Source organism: Kitasatospora sp. NPDC056181, from assembly GCF_042266225.1.
In the GTDB taxonomy this organism is placed as follows: Bacteria; Actinomycetota; Actinomycetes; order Streptomycetales; family Streptomycetaceae; genus Kitasatospora.
Genome location: NZ_JBHJUK010000013.1, coordinates 10,641 through 29,515, shown reverse-complemented (window position 1 = coordinate 29,515; position 18,875 = coordinate 10,641). Strand labels below are relative to the sequence as shown.

General features: G+C 73.8%; 8 protein-coding genes. All 8 read left to right on the top strand.

The annotated features are described in order from the left end of the window. Positions 1-6: 6 nt before the first annotated feature. The 8 genes from ACFC1F_RS08160 (at position 7) to ACFC1F_RS08125 (ending at position 18,838) form a co-directional block, all read left to right on the top strand. On the top strand, positions 7-993 hold the full coding sequence (locus ACFC1F_RS08160) for an ACP S-malonyltransferase (RefSeq protein ID WP_376156507.1): 987 nt from the start codon (positions 7-9) through the stop codon (positions 991-993). A gap of 71 nt (positions 994-1,064) precedes the next feature. Continuing rightward, positions 1,065-1,313: a phosphopantetheine-binding protein gene (locus ACFC1F_RS08155; RefSeq protein WP_148643474.1), complete on the top strand. Its 249-nt coding sequence runs from the start codon at positions 1,065-1,067 to the stop codon at positions 1,311-1,313. Continuing rightward, positions 1,313-2,905, top strand: coding sequence for an AMP-binding protein (locus tag ACFC1F_RS08150; protein WP_209413536.1), 1,593 nt, complete (start codon positions 1,313-1,315; stop codon positions 2,903-2,905). Before ACFC1F_RS08155 ends, ACFC1F_RS08150 begins: the two co-directional genes overlap by 1 nt. 206 nt (positions 2,906-3,111) lie before the next feature. Next, complete coding sequence (locus ACFC1F_RS08145; RefSeq protein WP_376156564.1) at positions 3,112-4,587, top strand: AMP-binding protein; 1,476 nt, start codon at positions 3,112-3,114, stop codon at positions 4,585-4,587. After that, on the top strand, positions 4,584-5,813 hold the full coding sequence (locus tag ACFC1F_RS08140; protein WP_376156504.1) for a type III PLP-dependent enzyme: 1,230 nt from the start codon (positions 4,584-4,586) through the stop codon (positions 5,811-5,813). Before ACFC1F_RS08145 ends, ACFC1F_RS08140 begins: the two co-directional genes overlap by 4 nt. Continuing rightward, positions 5,810-6,313: a cobalamin B12-binding domain-containing protein gene (locus ACFC1F_RS08135; RefSeq protein ID WP_209413533.1), complete on the top strand. Its 504-nt coding sequence runs from the start codon at positions 5,810-5,812 to the stop codon at positions 6,311-6,313. The genes ACFC1F_RS08140 and ACFC1F_RS08135 overlap by 4 nt, the downstream gene beginning before the upstream one ends. Positions 6,314-6,372: 59 nt before the next feature. Beyond that, entirely contained in the window at positions 6,373-7,668 is a 1,296-nt protein-coding gene (locus tag ACFC1F_RS08130; protein WP_376156563.1) for a methylaspartate mutase, read from the top strand. A gap of 184 nt (positions 7,669-7,852) precedes the next feature. Then, entirely contained in the window at positions 7,853-18,838 is a 10,986-nt protein-coding gene (locus ACFC1F_RS08125; RefSeq protein WP_376156501.1) for an SDR family NAD(P)-dependent oxidoreductase, read from the top strand. Positions 18,839-18,875 lie beyond the last annotated feature (37 nt).

The following is an 18,875-nucleotide window of genomic DNA, read 5'->3' as shown; positions in this document are numbered from 1 at the left end:
ACCTCCATGAACACCGTGACAAGAGCGGACACCGCGATCAGAGCGGAGACCGCGATCGTCTTCCCCGGCATGAGCGCCTCCCCCTTCACCGAGGTCGGCAAGTTCATGCTGATCAACCCGGCCGCCCGCGAGCTCGTGGCGCGGGCGGACGAGGCGCTCGGCTACGACCTGCTCGACCGGTTCCGGGACGACCAGGACCGCGGCGACTACTCGGAGGCCTCCCAGGTGGCCTTCCTGGTGAACTGCCTGGCCTCCGCGGAGTGGGCGGCCGGACAGCTCGGCTTCGTGCCCGAGGTGTGCACCGGCCCCAGCTTCGGCGAGAAGGTCCTCGCCGCGTACTCGGGCGCGCTCTCCTTCGAGGACGCCGTCGTGATGACGGCCGAGGTCGCCCGCTGCATGGAGGACTGGTTCCGCACCGAGCACCAGGACGTCGTGACGCACTCCTTCCTGCGCACCCCGCAGGAGCAACTGAAGGAGCTGTTCACCGAGTTCGACGAGCGCGGCGAGTTCCACGAGGTGTCGTGCTACGTCGACCACGACTTCCACATGGTGTCGATGCGCGAGCCGAGCCTGGAGTGGTTCCTGCCGAGGCTGCGCTCGCTGGGCGGCATGTCGCTCTACACGATGCGGCCCCCGGTGCACTGCACGGCCTTCGGCGCGCTCCGGGACCGGGTCGAGCAGGAGGTCTTCGGCCGGCTCGCGTTCCAGGACCCGAAGCTCCCGGTGGTCGCGGACCAGGACGGCCGGGTCCTGACGACCGCCGCCGAGGTGCGCGCCATGCTGCTCGACAGCTTCGTCACGCCGATGCGGTGGCCGGCGGTCGTCGCCTCGCTGAAGGACCTCGGCGTGAGCAGGGTCTGCGTGTCGGGGCCCGACTCGCTGTTCGGCCGCGTCCCGGTGACCCGCGACAACTTCGAGGTCGTCGCGGCCTCGCCCGCCGCCGCCATGCGTCCGCGCTCCCGCGCCCGCCGGGCGGCGGCGGACGCGGCCTGAGCCCGTTCCACCCGGGCACCGCCCGGCACCCCCCTCATCCGCCTCCACCTCACCGACCAGGGAGACCACCCATGTGGGACGAGACCTTCGAAGAGATCCTGCTCACCTACCTGCCGTTCCTCGACGAGGACGAGAAGCTCGAGGCCGACACGCCGCTGCGTGACCTCGGCCTCGACTCCCTCGGCACCGTCGAGCTGCTGGCCTCGCTGGAGAACGCCTACGACGTGCGCTTCCAGGACGACGCGCTGAGCCTGGAGACCTTCCGGTCGCCGGGCGTCCTGTGGGCGGCGCTCTCCTCGCTGCTCCAGCCGGCCGCGTGATGGCCGGGCCGTCTGCGCACACGCTCGCCGGGCGGTTCCTGCGCGGTCTGGCCCTCTCGCCGCAGCGCGCGGCGTTCCGGGCCGGGGCCGAGACGCGCACGTACGAGCAGACCCACGAGCTGGCCCTGCGCTGGGCCGGCTCGCTGCTCGCCGCGACGGACGGGCGGCCCGCGGCCGTCGGCGTCCTCGCGGGCAAGGGCGTCACCGCCTACACCGGCATCCTGGCGGCGCTCTACGCGGGCGCCGCCGTGGTGCCGCTGCGGCCCGACTTCCCGCAGGCCCGGACCAGGGCGATGCTGGACGCGGCGCCGCTGTCGGCGGTCATCGCGGACGGTCCGGGCAGCGCCGCGCTGCCCGGACTGCTCGGGCCCGGGAGCGACGTCCCGGTGCTCGTCCCGGACGACGCGGTGCTGGGCACCGGCCTGCGCCGGGTCGACGTCCAGGGCCGGCACGCGCTCGACGCGCCCGTCGCCGTCGCCCCGGAGGACCGCGCCTACCTGCTGTTCACCTCGGGCTCGACCGGGCGGCCCAAGGGCGTGCCGCTCACCCACGGCAACACCGCGCACTACTTCGACCTGCTCGACCGGCGCTACGACTTCAGCCCGGACGACGTGTTCTCCCAGACGTTCGACCTGAACTTCGACTGCTCGCTGTTCGACCTGTTCTGCGCCTGGGGCGCCGGGGCGACCGCCCACTGGGTGCCGCCCCAGGGCTACCGGGACCTGCCCGGCTACCTGGCCGAGCACCGGATGACGGTGTGGTTCTCCACCCCCAGCGGCATCTCGCTGGCCCGCCGCACCGGCGCCCTCACCCCGGGCGCGCTGTCCGGCCTGCGCTGGAGCTTCTTCGCCGGCGAGGCGCTGAAGTGCCAGGACACGGCCGACTGGCAGCAGGCGGCACCCGGCTCGGTCGTCGAGAACCTGTACGGCCCCACCGAGTTCACCGTCACCATCGCCGCCCACCGCTGGGACCCGCAGCTCTCGCCGGGCCTGGCCGTCAACGGCGTGGTGCCGATCGGGGCCGTCCACGAGGGCCACGAGTACGCCCTGCTGGACGCGGACGGCCGGGTGGTGCCCGACGAGGGCGAACTCTGCATCTCCGGACCGCAGATGGCCCCCGGTTACCTCGACCCCTCCGACGCCGCCGGCCGCTTCGTCGAGCGCGACGGCCGGACCTGGTACCTCACCGGCGACCGGGTCCGGCGGGTCGGTGATCCGGCCGCAGGCCAGCTCGCCTACCTCGGCCGGATGGACGCGCAGGTCCAGCTCCAGGGCTGGCGGGTCGAGCTCGCCGAGATCGACCACGCGCTGAGCACCGTCGAGGGCGTCACGGAGGCCGTAACGGTGGACGCGGTGACGGACGACGGCACCCAGCTCGTCGTCTTCTACACCGGCCCCGAGGCGGTCCGCCCCGCCGCGTTCGCGAAACAACTGGGAGAGATCATTCCGCAAGGGCTCCTGCCCAAGCGGTATGTACTGCTCGGTGAATTGCCGCTGAACGCCAACCGGAAAGTCGACCGCAAGGAACTGAGGATTCGCGCGGTCGCCCTGATTGCCGCAGGTAAAGAAGCCGGCGGCAGTAGGGGGAACTAGGGGTGGTGTGTCCGGCCCTCCGCTAAGTAGCGTCGTTGGGGATTGAATCCCCCATTCGAGGTCCGCGCCGGCCGATTTGCCCGGCCGGCGCGGGTCCCGGATTCGGCGACAGGAGAATGGCGTTGGACACCCTTTCCTACGGGGATCGAATAACCGCAGAAATAACCGCTGCGGGGAATTCCGGCCGCACCGGACTCGTTCATGAACTGCTGGCCGAAGCGGTGGCCGACTCGGCCGGCTCGACGGCCGTCAGCGACACCGCCGGCAGCTGGACGTACGAGCAGCTGGACACCCACGCCCAGGCGTTCTCCGCCTGGCTGGCCGACCAGGGCCTGCGCCGCGGCGACCGGCTCGTGGTGCAGGTCCCCACCACCAGGGAACTGGTCGCCATGTTCTTCGGCGCCGCCATGCGCGGCGTCGTCTTCGTCCCGCTCAACCCGGGGATGAAGAACTTCCACCTCGGGCCCGTCCTGGAGAACGCGGAGCCGGCCCTGGTGCTGGTGACCGCGGCCGCCGCGGAGAACGTCGAAACCCTCACCGGGGCCGTCGTCCGCGACCAGGACTCGGTCTGGACCGAGATCGAGAAGTACACCGAGGCCGGCGCCCGCACCGAGCACGCCGCGGTCGAACCGGACGACGTGGCCGTCCTCGTCTACACCTCGGGTTCGACCGCCGCCCCCAAGGCGGTGATCTGCCCGCACGCCCAGATCACCTTCGCGTCCGCGGCCATCGAACAGGTCATCGGCTACCGCCCGGACGACGTGGTCTTCTGCCGCTTCCCGATCTCCTGGGACTACGGCCTCTACAAGGTCCTGCTCTCCGTCCTCGGCCGCTCCGAGATCGTCCTCGCCGACGGCGCCTCGGACCTGGTGCTGCTGCGCCGCATCCGCGAGTCCGGGGCCACCATCGTGCCGATCGTGCCCTCGCTGGCCGCGATGATCGTGCGCCTCGCCGAGCGCGAGGACGACCCGGCGCCGAAGGTCCGGCTCTTCACCAACACCGGCGCCGCACTGCCGCAGGCCACCATCGACGCGCTGCGGGCCAAGTTCCCCGGCTGCCGGGTGGTCCGCCAGTACGGGCAGACGGAGTGCAAGCGCATCACCGTCATGCCGCCCGAGCAGGAGCGCGAGCGTCCCGACGCGGTCGGCCTGCCGCTGCCCGGCACCGAGGTGCTCATCCTGGACGAGGACGGCCGCGAGCTGCCCGCCGGGGAGACCGGCGAGATCGTCGCCGTGGGCCCCCACGTCATGCCCGGCTACTGGCGCAACCCCGAGCAGACCGCCCGGGCGTTCCGCACCGACCCCGTCACCGGCGACCGCCGCCTGCACACCGGCGACTACGGCCGGCTCGACGAGGACGGCTACCTGTACTTCGACGGCCGGCGCGACGACATGTTCAAGCGCAAGGGCGTGCGGATGAGCACCGTCGAGATCGAGTCCGCCGCCACCGACATCGACGGCGTGCGCGCCGCCGCCGTGCTGCCCCCCGAGGGGGAGCGCGACCTCGTCCTGTTCGTCGAGACCGAGCGCGGCCGGGCCGAGGTCCTGCGCGAGCTCAACGCCCGCCTGGAGGCCCAGAAGGTGCCCTCCACCTGCTACGTCGTCGACGCGATACCGCTCACCCAGAACGGCAAGAACGACAAGAAGAAGCTCGTCGAGCTTCTTGAGGGGACCTCCAAGTGACCCGTTACGCCGACCTCGCGGAGCGCTACGGCACTCCGCTGTACGTCTACGACCTCGACCGGGTCCAGGCGGCCAGGGACGACCTCTTCGCCTCGCTCCCGGAGGGCTTCGAGCTCTTCGCCGCGGTCAAGGCCAACCCGCACCCGGAGGTCCTCCGGGCCCTGCGGGAGGGCTCCGACCACGCCTGCCGCGCGGAGATCAGCTCCACCGGCGAGCTCACCGCCGCCCTGACCGCCGGGTTCGACCCGGCGGAGATCCTCTACACCGGCCCCGGCAAGACCGACGGCGAGCTGGACGAGGCGATCGCCAAGGGCGTGCGGATGTTCTCCGTCGAGTCGGCCACCGACCTGGAGCACATCGGCGCCGTCGCCGTGCGCCACGATGTCGTCGCCGACGCCCTCCTGCGCATCAACAGCGTCTCGGCGAGCGCCACCACCAGCATCCGGATGACCGGCGCCCCCTCGCAGTTCGGCATCGACAGCGAGACCCTCGTCGAGCTGATGCCGCGGCTGCGCGCCGTCCAGGGCGTCCGCCTCGCCGGCGCCCACTTCTTCCCGCTGAGCAACGCCCGCGACGAGGACTCCCTCATCGGCGAGTTCCGCAACACCGTCGCCGTCGCGGCCAAGACCTTCGCCGACACCGGCATCGAACCGCGGTTCCTGGACATCGGCGGCGGCTTCTCCGCCCCGTACGCGGTGCCGGGCCGGCGCCCCGTCTACACCCGGCTGCGCGCCGCGCTCACCGAGATCCTCGACGAGCACTTCCCGCGCTGGCGGGAGGGGTTCCCCACGGTGGCCTGCGAGTCCGGGCGCTACCTCGTCGGCGACGGCGGCACCCTGCTCGCCGGGGTGGTCAACATCAAGGAGAGCCGCGGCCGCACCTTCGTCATCCTCGACGCGGGCATCAACACCTTCGGCGGCATGTCCGGCCTCGGCCGCCTGCTCCCGGTCGCCGTCAGCCCCGACCCGGAGGACGCGGACACCGCCGAGTGGACCAAGGCCAGCCTGGTCGGCCCGCTCTGCACCCCCGGCGACGTCCTGGGCCGCGACGTGAAGCTGCCGCCGCTGGCCGGCGGCGACGTCGTCGAGATCCCCAACGCCGGCGCCTACGGGCCCACGTCGAGCCTGCTGATGTTCCTCGGCCGCCCGGCCCCGACCGAGGTCGTGGTGCGCGGCACCGAGGTCGTCTCCGTCTCCCGCATCGAACACGTCAGGACGTACGCATGAGCGAGCTCACCCTGACCGGTACCTCCGCGGTCGCCGCCGGGCCGAGCACGACCGCCCTGCCCGCCGGCCCCGACCGCCGGGGCGCGACGGTGATCGTCAGCGGGCTCTCCTCGGACGCCCACACCTGGAACCTCGTCTTCCTCCAGCTGCTGATCGAGGAGCTCGGCTACGAGGTCGTCAACCTCGGCCCGACCGTCCCGGACGAGCTGCTGGAGTCGGAGATCCGGGCGCACGACCCGGCCCTCGTGGTGATCAGCAGCGTCAACGGCCACGGCTACCAGGACGGCGTGCGGGTCATCCGCAAGCTCCGCGCCGTCCCCGCTCTGGCCCGCACCCCGATGGTGATCGGCGGCAAGCTGGGCATCTCCGGCGGCAGTGACGAGACCCGCCTCCAGGAGCTGGTGGACGCCGGCTTCAACGCCGTCTTCGAGGACGGCCGCACGGAGCAGGGCTCCTTCGAGCGCTTCCTGGTGACACTGCCGCAGAAAGCGCTCACGTGACCGAGGAGAACGCCAAGGCTCCCGCCGTCCCGGCGGGAGCCCCCGAGGCCCGGACGGAGATCGTCCCCGCGGACTTCGGCCGCTTCGTGCGCGCCGCGCACGAAGCGGGCCGGCTGGTGGTGCAGCCGCGCATGGGGTTCAGCGACCCCGCGCGGATGCGCCGCGGCCTGGCCGCCACCAGGAACGCCCGTGCCACCACCGTCGGCACCCTCACCCTCGACAGCTACACCCGGGTCGGGGACACGGCGGCGGTCGACGAGGCGCTGCGCCTGGGAACCGGCATCAACGGCTACCCGATCGTCAACTACAGCCGCGAGCAGACCCGGGAGGTCCTCGCCGGGCTGCACGGCCCCGGCTTCCCGGTGCAGGTCCGGCACGGCTCCGCGAAGCCGTTCCACATCTTCGAGGCGCTCGTGCGGGCCGGCCTCAGCGCCACCGAGGGCGGCCCCGTCTCCTACTGCCTGCCGTACGGGCGCACCCCGCTCGACCAGTCGGTCCGCGAGTGGGACCGCTCCAGCCGGCTCTTCTCGCAGTTGCGCGAGAGCGGGGTCGAACCGCACCTGGAGTCCTTCGGCGGCTGCATGCTCGGGCAGCTCTGCCCGCCGAGCCTGCTGGTGGCGATCAGCGCCCTGGAAGCGCTCTTCTTCCACCGCTGCGGCATCCGCAGCATCTCGGTCAGCTACGCCCAGCAGACCCACCCGGAGCAGGACGTCGAGGCGGTCGCCGCCCTGCGCGCCCTGTGCGCGCAGCTGCTGCCGGACACCGTCTGGCACGTGGTGATCTACACCTACATGGGGGTGTACCCGACCACCGACGCCGGTTCCTACGCGTTGCTCGGCGAGGCGGCCCGGCTGGCGGCGCGGACCGGCTCGGAACGCATCATCGTGAAGACCGTCGCGGAGTCCCGGCGCATCCCCACCATCGAGGAGAACGTCGCGGCGCTGGAGTACGCCTCGGACGTGGCGGCCGCCGAGGCCGCCGTCCCGGCCCTCGGCGCGGGTGACCGGCAGGGCGGCGGCCCCCGGCCCGACTCCCAGACCTACACCGAGGCCGCGGCCCTCGTCGACGCGGTGCTGAACCTCCACGACGACGTGGGCCAGGCACTCCTGCTCGCCTTCAAGCGCGGGTACCTCGACGTCCCCTACTGCGTGCACCCCGACAACATGGGGCGCACCCGCAGTTTCATCGACGGCACCGGGCGGCTCCGCTGGGCGACCACCGGGGCCCTGCCGATCGGGCGCGTCGCGGAGGCTTCGGGGAACCGGAGGGTGACGTCCCGTGAACTCCTGGAAGCGCTCACGTACATACAGCGCACCTTCGACGACGAGGTCTTCCGGAGCCCGCTGCCCGGATAGCGGTGCCCCTCCGGTCCGGCTCCCGGCATAGGGGCCGTTAGGGGTGTGGCCCGCCTGATACCTGTCGTTAGTTTTGGGGCGTATTGCCGTCCGGAGCGTGGAGGGCCTACCGCCCGGAGCCCGGGGCGTCTGCCGCCCGACCCTTTCGCCTGCCAGCAACTGGATGAGTAGTGGAGTGCGCGGAATGAGCGAGTCCGAAAACTTGGTTCACCAGACGGGTGGCGCGCCGGTGCAGGACTGCAGCGCGCTGGCCCGCCGTCTGTCGGGGCTGAAGCCGGCCGAGCAGCTGCGCGCTGCGGTGGCACTGGTCGGCGAGCAGGTCGTCGAGACGCTGCGGCACGCCGGCGCCGAGGTGCCGCGTGTCGTCGACGAGAACCGCCCCTTCCTGGAACTGGGCTTCGACTCGCTCGCCGCGGTCGACCTCCACGCGCGGCTGGCCGCGGCGACCGGGCTCGACCTGCCGGTCACCCTCGCCTACGACCACCCCTCGACCGCGGCGCTCGCCGCCTTCCTGCGGGGCACCGCGCTCGGCCTGGTCGCGGAGACCGTGGTCGCCGAGCGGATCGGCGACCACGACGACCCGATCGCGATCGTCGGCATCGGCTGCCGCTACCCGGGCGACCTCGGCTCGCCCGAGGACCTCTGGCGCCTGCTGATGGACGAGGCCGAGGTGATCGGCCCGTTCCCCAGGGACCGCGGCTGGGACGTCGACGGCATGTACGACCCCGAGCCCGGCGTTCCCGGCAAGAGCTACGTGCGCGAGGGCGGCTTCCTCTCCGAGGCCACCCTCTTCGACGCCGAGTTCTTCGGGATCAGCCCGCGCGAGGCGGTCGGCATGGAGCCGCAGCAGCGGCTCGTCCTGGAGACCGCCTGGGAGGCCCTGGAGCGGGCCGGCATCGCCCCGCAGACCCTGCGCGGCGGCCGCACCGGCGTCTACGTCGGTGCGGAGGTGCACGACTACGGCACCCGCATCCAGGACGCCCCGGACGGCCTGGCCGGCTACCTGATGACCGGCAACACCCCCAGCGTCATCTCCGGCCGGCTCGCCTACCTGCTCGGCCTCGAAGGCCCGGCGATGACCCTGGACACCGCCTGCTCCGGCTCCCTGGTCGCGCTCCACCTGGCCGCCAACTCGCTGCGTCAGGGGGAGAGTTCGCTCGCCCTGGCGGGCGGTGTCACGGTCATGGGCAGCCCCGGCATGTTCAGCGCCTTCAGTGCGCAGCGCGGCCTCGCCCCCGACGGCCGCTGCAAGCCGTTCGCGGCGGCGGCGGACGGCACCGGCTTCTCCGAGGGCGTCGGCATCTTCGTCCTGGAGCGCCTCTCCGACGCGCGCCGCAACGGCCGCCGGGTCCTCGCGCTGCTCCGCTCCTCCGCGATCAACCAGGACGGCGCCAGCAACGGGCTCACCGCCCCCAGCGGCCCCTCGCAGCAGCGCCTCATCCTCCAGGCCCTGGCCAACGCGGGCCTCACCTCCGCCGACGTCGACGCCATGGAGGCGCACGGCACCGGCACCACCCTGGGCGACCCGATCGAGGCCCAGGCCGTCCTCGCCACCTACGGCCAGGGCCGCCCGGCCGACCGGCCGCTGCTCCTCGGCTCCATCAAGTCCAACCTGGGCCACACCCAGGCTGCCGGCGGCGTCGCCAGCGTCATCAAGATGGTGATGGGCATGCAGCACGGCATGCTGCCCAAGAGCCTCCACGTGGACGCGCCGAGCCCGCACGTCGACTGGTCCACGGGCCGGGTCGAGCTGATCACCGAGACCAGGCCGTGGGTGGCCGCCGAGGGGCAGCCCCGCCGGGCCGGCATCTCCGCGTTCGGCATCAGCGGCACCAACGCGCACGTGATCATCGAGGAGGCCCCGCCGGCCGAGGAGGCGGAGTCCGCGGCGCCCGCCGAGCCCGCCGCCGAGTACCCCGGCACCCTCGTCCCGTGGCTCGTCTCCGGCCGCGGCGCCGAGGCCCTGCGGGGCCAGGCCGTCCGCCTCGCGGGCTTCGCCTCCGGCTCCGACGCCTCGCCCGCCGAGGTCGGCCACGCGCTGTCCACCACCCGTGACCACCACGCCGACCGCGCCGTCGTCCTCGCCGCCGACCGGGACTCCTTCGTGGCGGGCCTGACCGCGCTCGCCGAGGGCGTCCAGGTGCCCGGCGTGGTGTCCGGCCACACCGGCCCCGGCCTGCTCGCCTTCCTCTTCACCGGCCAGGGCGCCCAGCGCCTCGGCATGGGCCGTGAGCTGTACGACACCTTCCCGGTGTTCGCCGACGCGCTGGACGACGCCGCGGACATCCTGGACCTCCAGCTGGAGACCCCCCTCCTCGACGTGCTGTTCGCCGAGCCCGGCAGCCCCGAGGCCGCGCTCCTGGACCAGACCGCCTACACCCAGACGGCGCTCTTCGCCGTCGAGGTGGCGCTCTTCCGTCTGCTGGAGTCCTTCGGCGTGCGCCCCGACCACCTGGCCGGACACTCGGTCGGCGAGATCGCCGCCGCGCACGTCGCGGGGGTCTTCTCGCTGGAGGACGCCTGCGTCCTGGTGGCCGCCCGCGGCCGGCTGATGCAGGCGCTGCCGGCCGGCGGCGTCATGGCGGCGGTCCGCGCCGCCGAGGCGGACGTGCTGCCGCTGCTGGCGGGCCGCGAGCACGAGGCCGGGATCGCCGCGGTCAACGGCCCGGCCTCCGTGGTGATCTCGGGTGCCGGGGCCGCGGTGGACGAGATCGTCACCGCGCTGGCGGACCGGGGCATCAGCGGAAAGCGGCTGACGGTCTCCCACGCGTTCCACTCGCCGCTGATGGAGCCGATGCTGGAGGAGTTCCGGCGGGTGGTGCGGGCCGTGCGCTTCGGCGAGCCGCAGATCTCCGTCGTCTCCAACGTCACCGGCAAGCTCGCGACCGGCGAGGAGCTGCGCGACCCCGAGTACTGGGTGCGCCACGTCCGCGAGGCCGTGCGCTTCGCCGACGGCGTCCGCGCGCTGGAGGAGGCGGGTGTCACCACCTACCTCGAACTCGGCCCCGACGGCGTGCTCACCGCCATGGCGCAGCCCTGCCTCCAGCACCCCGACGAGGCCCTCCTCGCCCCGGTCCTGCGCCGGGACCGCCCGGAGGAGCGCGAGCTGCTCACCGCACTCGCCCACGTCCACACCCGCGGGAACGCGGTGGACTGGACGCCGTTCTTCCCCGGCGCCCTCTCCCCGGCCCTCGACCTGCCGACGTACGCCTTCCAGCGCCGCCGCTACTGGCTCGACGCGGGCACGTCCCAGACCGACCCGGCCTCCGTCGGCCAGCTCGCCGTCGACCACCCGCTGCTCGGCGCGGGCGTCCAGCTGCCCGGCACCGACGGCGTCGTGCTCACCGGCCGCCTGGACCTGCGCAACACCCCCTGGCTCGCCGACCACGCCATCCGCGGGCAGGTCCTGCTGCCGGGCACGGCCTTCGTGGAGCTGGCCGTCCGAGCCGGTGACCAGGTCGGCTGCCAGGCCCTGGAGGAGCTGACCCTGCAGGCCCCGCTCATCCTCCCGGAGGTCGGCGGCGTCGCGGTCGGCATCGTGGTCGGCGCGGCCGACGACACGGGCCGCCGCACCCTGGCGATCCACTCCCGGGCCGGCGACGACGCCTCCTTCGACGCGTCCTGGACCCAGCACGCCCAGGGCGTCCTCGCCCCGGAGGCCGGCCCGGCCGCCCCGGCGGAGCTCACCGCCTGGCCGCCGCAGGAGGCCACCGCGCTCGACCTCTCCGGCGCCTACGCCCGGATGGCCGAGCAGGGCTACGACTACGGCCCGGTCTTCCAGGGGCTGCGGGCCGCCTGGCGGCGCGGCGACGAGATCTTCGCCGAGATCGCCCTGCCCGAGGGCGAGCAGCCCGTCGCGGCCGCGTTCGGGCTGCACCCGGCGCTCCTCGACGCCGCCCTCCAGGCCGCCGACCTGGCGTTCCCCGAGGCCGCGACCGACGAGGACGCGACCCTGCTGCCCTTCGCCTGGAACGACGTCACCCTGCACGCGGTGGGCGCGGACAGGCTCCGGGTGCGCATCGCGGTCGACGGCCGGGAGAAGTCCTCGCTGCTGATCGCCGACGGCACGGGCCGGCCGGTCATGTCGGTCGGCTCGGTGCTGGCCCGACCGGTCTCCTCCGCCCAGCTCTCCTCGACCGGCGCCGGCCCGCTCTACCGCCTCTCCCTCAAGGAGCTCGCGGTGGACGCGGGTGCGGTGCGGGAGGGTCGTTGGGTGGCGCTCGGCGCCGGGGTGTCCGGTGTGGAGCCGGTTGCGGACCTCGGGTCCGCGGCGGGTGCGGACGTGGTGGTGCTGCCGGTGGGCGACGGTGACGTGCGGGAGGCCGTCTCCGGTGTGCTGGCGACGGTTCAGTCCTGGCTGGCGGACGGCGGGTTCGAGTCGTCGCGGCTGGTGGTGCTGACGGAGGCCGGTTCGCTGGCCGGCGGCGCGGTGGCCGGTCTGGTCCGGTCGGCGCAGGCCGAGGAGCCCGGGCGGTTGGTGCTGGTGGAGCTGGCCGGCGGTGACGCGACGCTGTTGGCGGCCGCGGTGGCGTCGGGTGAGCCGGAGCTGGTGCTGCGTGAGGGCGGGGTGTTCGTGCCGCGGTTGGCGCGGGCCGAGGCCGGGTCGGGGTCGCCGTTCGACGGTGCCGGGACGGTGCTGGTGACCGGTGGTACGGGTGGTCTGGGTGCGGTGGTGGCCCGGCATCTGGTGACCGGGCACGGTGTGCGGAGTCTGGTGCTGGTGAGCCGTCGTGGTGAGGCGGCGCCGGGTGCGGTGGAGCTGCGGGACGAGCTGCTGGGTCTGGGTGCGGAGTCGGTGCTGGTGGAGGCGGCGGACGTCGCCGACCGTGCGGCGCTGGCGGGTGTGCTGGGCCGGGTTCCGCAGGAGCGTCCGCTGGCCGGTGTGGTGCACACGGCCGGTGTGGTGGACGACGGCACGATCGGCTCGCTGACCCCGGAGCGGGTGGACGCGGTGCTGCGGCCGAAGGCCGACGCGGCCCGGCACCTGCACGAGCTGACCCGGGACCTCGACCTCAAGGCCTTCGTCCTCTTCTCCTCCGCCGCGGGCACGCTGGACGGCGCCGGTCAGGGCAACTACGCCGCGGCCAACGCCTACCTGGACACCCTCGCCCGGCAGCGCCGGTCGGAGGGCCTGCCGGCCCACTCGCTGGCCTGGGGTCTCTGGGACACCGGCACCGGCATGGGCGGCAACCTCAGCCGCACCGACATCGAGCGCCTCAACTCCTCCGGGATGGTGGGCCTCTCGGCCGAGGACAGCCTCGCCCTGTTCGACGCCGCGCTGGCCACCGACGAGCCCGTGCTCCTTCCCGTCCGCCTCGACCAGGCGGACCTGCGGGCCCGCGCCGACGGCGTCCCGGCCGTCCTGCGCGACCTCGTCCGGACGACGGCCCGCCGCGCCGCCGAGAAGAGCGGCACCGAGCGGGCCGAGTCCCCGATCGCCCAGCGGCTCGCCGGGCTCTCCGCGGACGAGCGCACCCGGGTCCTGCTCGACCTGGTGCGCACGCACGTCGCCGCCGTCCTGCACCACGAGAGCGGCGCGGCCATCGACAGCAAGCGCGCCTTCACCGAGATCGGTTTCGACTCCCTCTCGGCGGTCGATCTGCGCAACCGGCTCAACCAGGAGACCGGCCTGCGGCTGCCCGCCACGCTCGTCTTCGACTACCCGACGCCCCAGGCGCTCGCGGACCACATCAAGGAGACCGTGGTCGGGGCCGACACGCCGGCCGTCGAGGCGGCCCCCGCCGTGGTCCTCAACAACGACGAGCCGATCGCGATCGTCGGCATGAGCTGCCGGTTCCCCGGCGACGTCCGTTCGCCCGAGGAGCTGTGGGAGCTGCTGGCCGCAGGCCGCGACGGCATCACCCGGTTCCCCGAGAACCGCGGCTGGGACAACAAGGGCATCTTCGACCCCGAGCCGGGCAAGCCGGGCAAGACCTACTCCAACGAGGGCGGCTTCCTGCACGACGCCGCCGACTTCGACGCCGAGTTCTTCGGCATCAGCCCGCGCGAGGCGATGGCCACCGACCCGCAGCAGCGACTGCTGCTGGAGGCGTCCTGGGAGGCGATCGAGCGGGCCGGCATCGACCCGTCCTCGCTCAAGGGCAGCCGGACCGGTGTCTTCGCCGGCGTGATGTACCACGACTACGCCTCCCGTCTCGGGGCCGTCCCCGAGGACCTGGAGACGTACCTGGGCAACGGCAGCCTGGGCAGCGTGGTCTCCGGCCGCGTCGCCTACAGCCTGGGCCTGGAGGGTCCGGCGGTCTCCGTCGACACCGCCTGCTCCTCCTCGCTGGTCGCCCTGCACTGGGCGATCCAGGCGCTGCGCCGGGGCGAGTGCACGCTGGCCCTCGCGGGCGGCGTCACCGTCATGGCGACCCCCGAGACCTTCACCGACTTCAGCCGCCAGCGGGGCCTCGCCAAGGACGGCCGCTGCAAGGCGTTCGCGGAGGCCGCGGACGGCACCGGCTGGGGCGAGGGCGTCGGCGTGCTGCTCGTCGAGCGGCTGTCGGACGCGCGCCGGCTCGGGCACGAGGTGCTGGCCGTGGTCCGGGGTTCGGCGATCAACCAGGACGGTGCGAGCAACGGCCTGACGGCGCCGAACGGTCCGTCGCAGCAGCGGGTGATCCGGGCGGCGCTGGCCGACGCGGGTCTCGCGACCACGGACGTGGACGCCGTCGAGGCGCACGGCACGGGCACCACGCTGGGCGACCCGATCGAGGCGCAGGCGCTGATCGCCACCTACGGCCAGGGCCGCCCCGAGGGCAGCCCGCTCTGGCTGGGCTCGGTGAAGTCGAACCTGGGCCACACCCAGGCCGCGGCCGGCGTCGCGGGCATCATCAAGATGGTGCAGGCGATGCGCCACGAGGTGCTGCCGAAGACCCTGCACGTGGACGCGCCGTCCTCGCACGTGGACTGGACGGCGGGCGACGTCGAGCTGCTGGCCGAGGCCCGGGCCTGGGAGCGGACGGACGGCGTGCCGCGCCGTGCGGGTGTCTCCTCGTTCGGCATCTCCGGCACCAACGCCCACGTGATCCTGGAGGAGGCCCCGGCGGCGGAGGACGTCGTCGAGGAGCCGGTTGCGGGCTGGCCGTCGGGTGCACCGGTGCCGCTCGCGGTCTCCGGCCGCACGGAGGCCGCGCTGCGCGCCCAGGCCGAGCGGCTGCACGCGTTCGTCTCCGCCGACGCCTCCCGCCTGCTGGACCTCGGCTACTCGTCGCTGACCACGCGTACCGCGCACGCCCGGCGTGCGGTGGTCTTCGGCTCGACGCGCGAGGAGTTCCTGGGCAGCCTGGCGGAGCTCGCCGCCGGCAACGGCGCCGGGGCCGGAGCTGTCCGCTCCGAGGGCCGGACGGCGTTCCTGTTCACCGGGCAGGGTGCGCAGCGCGTCGGTATGGGGCGTGAACTCGCCGAGGTGTTCCCGGTGTTCGCGTCCGCGCTGGACGAGGTGTGCGGGCTGCTGGACGCCGAGCTCGGCGTCTCGCTGCGCGGGGTGATCGCGGGCCACGGCGGCTCGCTGGACGACACGGTGTACACCCAGTCGGCGCTGTTCGCCGTCGAGGTGGCGCTGTTCCGTCTCGTCGAGTCGCTCGGTGTCCGGGCGGACTTCCTGGCCGGCCACTCGGTCGGCGAGATCGCGGCCGCCCACGCGGCCGGGGTGCTGTCGCTGGCGGACGCCTGCAAGCTGGTCGCCGCGCGCGGCCGGTTGATGCAGGCGCTGCCGGCCGGCGGCGTGATGGTCGCCGTCCGCGCCTCCGAGGCCGATGTGCTGCCGCTGCTGAAGGGCCACGAGGCCCAGGCGGGCATCGCGGCCGTCAACGGCCCCGCCTCCGTGGTGGTTTCGGGCGCCGAGAAGGCGGTGCGCAAGATCGTGGCGAAGCTGGAGGAGCGCGCCATCGCCTCCGTCCGGCTGACCGTCTCGCACGCGTTCCACTCGCCGCTGATGGAGCCGATGCTGGAGGAGTTCCGGGCGGTCGTCACCGGTCTGGAGTTCGCCGAGCCCAAGCTGGCGGTCGTCTCCAACGTCACCGGCAAGATCGCCGCCGGGGAGGAGCTGCGCGACCCGGAGTACTGGGTGCGCCACGTCCGCCAGGCCGTGCGCTTCGCCGACGGCGTCCGCGCCCTCGAAGAGGAGGGCGTGACCCGCTTCCTGGAGCTGGGCCCGGACGGGATCCTCACCGGCATGGCCCACGCCTGCCTGGCCGAGGCCGACGACGCCCTGCTCGTGCCCGCCCTGCGCAAGGGCCGCGACGAGGTCCCGGCCCTGCTGGCCGCCCTCGCCGCCGTGTTCGAGGCCGGCGCGGACGTCGACTGGACGGCCGTCTTCCAGGGAACCGGCGCCCGCCGCACCGACCTGCCGACCTACGCCTTCCAGCACGAGCACTACTGGCTCGACGCGGTGGCCGCCGCCGGGGACGCCGCGTCCCTGGGACAGGCCGCGACGGAGCACCCCTTCCTCGGTGCCGCCGTCGAACTCCCGGACTCCGACGGCTACCTGTTCACGGGCCGGGTCGGTCTCGACTCGCACCCGTGGCTGGCCGACCACGCGGTCGCCGGCGCCGTCCTGCTGCCGGGCACCGCGTTCGTCGACCTGGCCGTCCACGCGGGCCTGCACTCCGGTCACGGCTTCCTGGAGGAGCTGACCCTCCAGGCGCCGCTGGTCTTCCCGGAGCGCGCCGGCTGCCAGCTGCGGGTCGTCGTCGGCGACCCGGAGGAGGCGGGCCGACGCCCGTTCTCGGTCTACTCCCGGCCGGAGGAGGCGACGGGTGAGCGCCTGTGGCTGAAGCACGCCACCGGCACGCTGACCAACGCCTCGCCCGAGGCGGGCGCGGGCCTGGGGGTCTGGCCGCCGAAGGGCGCCGAGGCGGTCGACCTGGACGGCCTCTACGCCGAACTGGCCGGCGACGGCCTGGTCTACGGCCCGGTCTTCCAGGGGCTGCGGGCCGCCTGGAAGCGCAACGGCGAGATCTTCGCCGAGATCGCCCTCCCGGAGGAGGCGCACGTGGACGCGGCCGCCTTCGGCCTGCACCCCGCGCTGCTCGACTCCGCGCTGCACGCCACCGAGCTGCTCGACAACTCCCCGCGCGGCACCGACGGGGCCTCGCTGCCCTTCGCCTGGTCCGACGTCTCCCTGCTCACGCCGGGCGTCACCGGGCTGCGGGTGAAGGTCTCCTCCTCGGCGCCGAACGAGTCGTCGCTGGTCATCGCCGACAGCGCGGGCCTGCCCGTGATGACGGTGGGCTCGATGGTGGCCCGGCCGGTGTCGGTCGAGCAGATCGAGGCGGCGCGCGGCGGCGACAGCCGGACGGTGTACCGGACGGAGTGGGTGGCCGACCCGCTGGACCCCGCGGTGCCGATGGAGGGCCGCTGGGCCGTGGTCGGTCCCGAGGCGGACGCCTGGGCGTCCCAGTGGGGCCTGGAAGCGGCCCCGGAGCTCGGCGCGGTCACCGGCGCGAAGGTCGTGCTGCTGCCGTCCGGCGGGCCGGACGACAGCCCCGCCGGGGTGCGGGCGGAGACCTCCCGCGTGCTGGAGGTGCTCCGGGCCTGGCTGGCGGACGACCGGTTCGAGTCGTCGCGGCTGGTGGTGCTGACGGACGCCGGTTCGCTGGCCGGCGGCGCGGTCGCCGGTCTGGTCCGGTCGGCGCAGGCCGAGAACCCGGAGCGGTTCGTACTGGTGGAGCTGGCCGGCGGCGACTCCTCGCTGCGCCTGCTGCCCGCCGCCGTGGCCTCCGGCGAGCCCGAACTGGCCCTGCGTGAGGGCGGGGTGTTCGTGCCGAGGTTGGCGCGGGCCGAGGCCGGGTCGGGGTCGCCGTTCGACGGCGGCGGGACGGTGCTGGTGACCGGTGGTACGGGTGGTCTGGGTGCGGTGGTGGCCCGGCATCTGGTGACCGGGCACGGTGTGCGGAGTCTGGTGCTGGTGAGCCGTCGTGGTGAGGCGGCGCCGGGTGCGGTGGAGCTGCGGGACGAGCTGCTGGGTCTGGGTGCGGAGTCGGTGCTGGTGGAGGCGGCGGACGTCGCCGACCGTGCGGCGCTGGCGGATGTGCTGGGCCGGGTTCCGCAGGAGCGTCCGCTGGCCGGTGTGGTGCACACGGCCGGTGTGGTGGACGACGGCACGATCGGCTCGCTGACCCCGGAGCGGGTGGACGCGGTGCTGCGGCCGAAGGCCGACGCGGCCTGGCACCTGCACGAGCTGACCCGAGACCTCCCGCTGCGCGCGTTCGTCCTGTTCTCGTCGGTGGCGGGCACGCTGGACGGCGCCGGTCAGGGCAACTACGCCGCGGCCAACGCCTACCTGGACGCCCTCGCCCGCCAGCGCTGGCTGGACGGCCTGCCGGCCCTCTCGCTGGCCTGGGGTCTGTGGGACACCGGCACCGGCATGGGCGGCAACCTCAGCCGCACCGACGTCCAGCGGATCAACTCCTCCGGCGTGGTGGGCCTTTCGGCCGAGGAGAGCCTCGCCCTGTTCGACGCCTCGGTCGGCGCCGACGAGGCGGTGCTGCTGCCCGTCAAGCTGGACCCGGCGGGTCTGCGGGCCCGCACCGGCGGGGTCCCCGCCATGCTGCGCACCCTGGTCCCGACGGCCGAGCCCCGCGCGCCCCGGGCGGCGAAGGCCGGTCCGGCCGCCGCGCCCGCGGCGGACGAGAGCCTGGAGTCCCAGCTCGCGGGCCTCTCGCAGGACGAACAGCTCCACCTGCTCCAGAACCTGATCTGCGCGCACGTGGCCGCCGTCCTGGGCCACACCAACGCCGCCACGGTGGACCCGGCGCGCTCCTTCCAGGAGGTCGGCTTCGACTCGCTCACGGCCGTCGAACTGCGCAACCGGCTCAACAAGGCCACCGGGCAGCGCCTGCCCGCGACGCTGATCTTCGACTACCCGAGCCCGGTGGCGCTCTCGAAGTACCTGCTCACCGAACTGCTCCCGGACATCCCCGAGGTGGCCGCCGGCTCCGGCACGGAGCTGGACGAGGAGGCCTTCCGCCAGGCGATCGGCACCCTCTCGCTCGCCCGTGTCCGGGAGGCCGGACTGCTCGACTCGCTGCTCGCGCTCGCCGCCCCCGGCGGGACCGCGCAGCAGCAGGACGACGCCGCACAGGCGGACCAGAGCGAATCGATCATGGCGATGGACGTCGAGGCCCTGTTGGCCGAGGCGGCCCGGCGCAGCGACTCCGAGTGACCGAGGAAGGCATAGGACTGTGAGTACTTCTGTCGAG

Excerpts from the sequence above, each read along its gene's own strand:
- ACFC1F_RS08160 (WP_376156507.1), top strand. The coding sequence starts at position 7 with ATGAACACCGTGACAAGAGCGGACACCGCGATCAGAGCGGAGACCGCG.
- ACFC1F_RS08155 (WP_148643474.1), top strand. The coding sequence starts at position 1,065 with ATGTGGGACGAGACCTTCGAAGAGATCCTGCTCACCTACCTGCCGTTC.
- ACFC1F_RS08150 (WP_209413536.1), top strand. The coding sequence starts at position 1,313 with ATGGCCGGGCCGTCTGCGCACACGCTCGCCGGGCGGTTCCTGCGCGGT.
- ACFC1F_RS08135 (WP_209413533.1), top strand. The coding sequence starts at position 5,810 with ATGAGCGAGCTCACCCTGACCGGTACCTCCGCGGTCGCCGCCGGGCCG.
- ACFC1F_RS08125 (WP_376156501.1), top strand. The coding sequence starts at position 7,853 with ATGAGCGAGTCCGAAAACTTGGTTCACCAGACGGGTGGCGCGCCGGTG.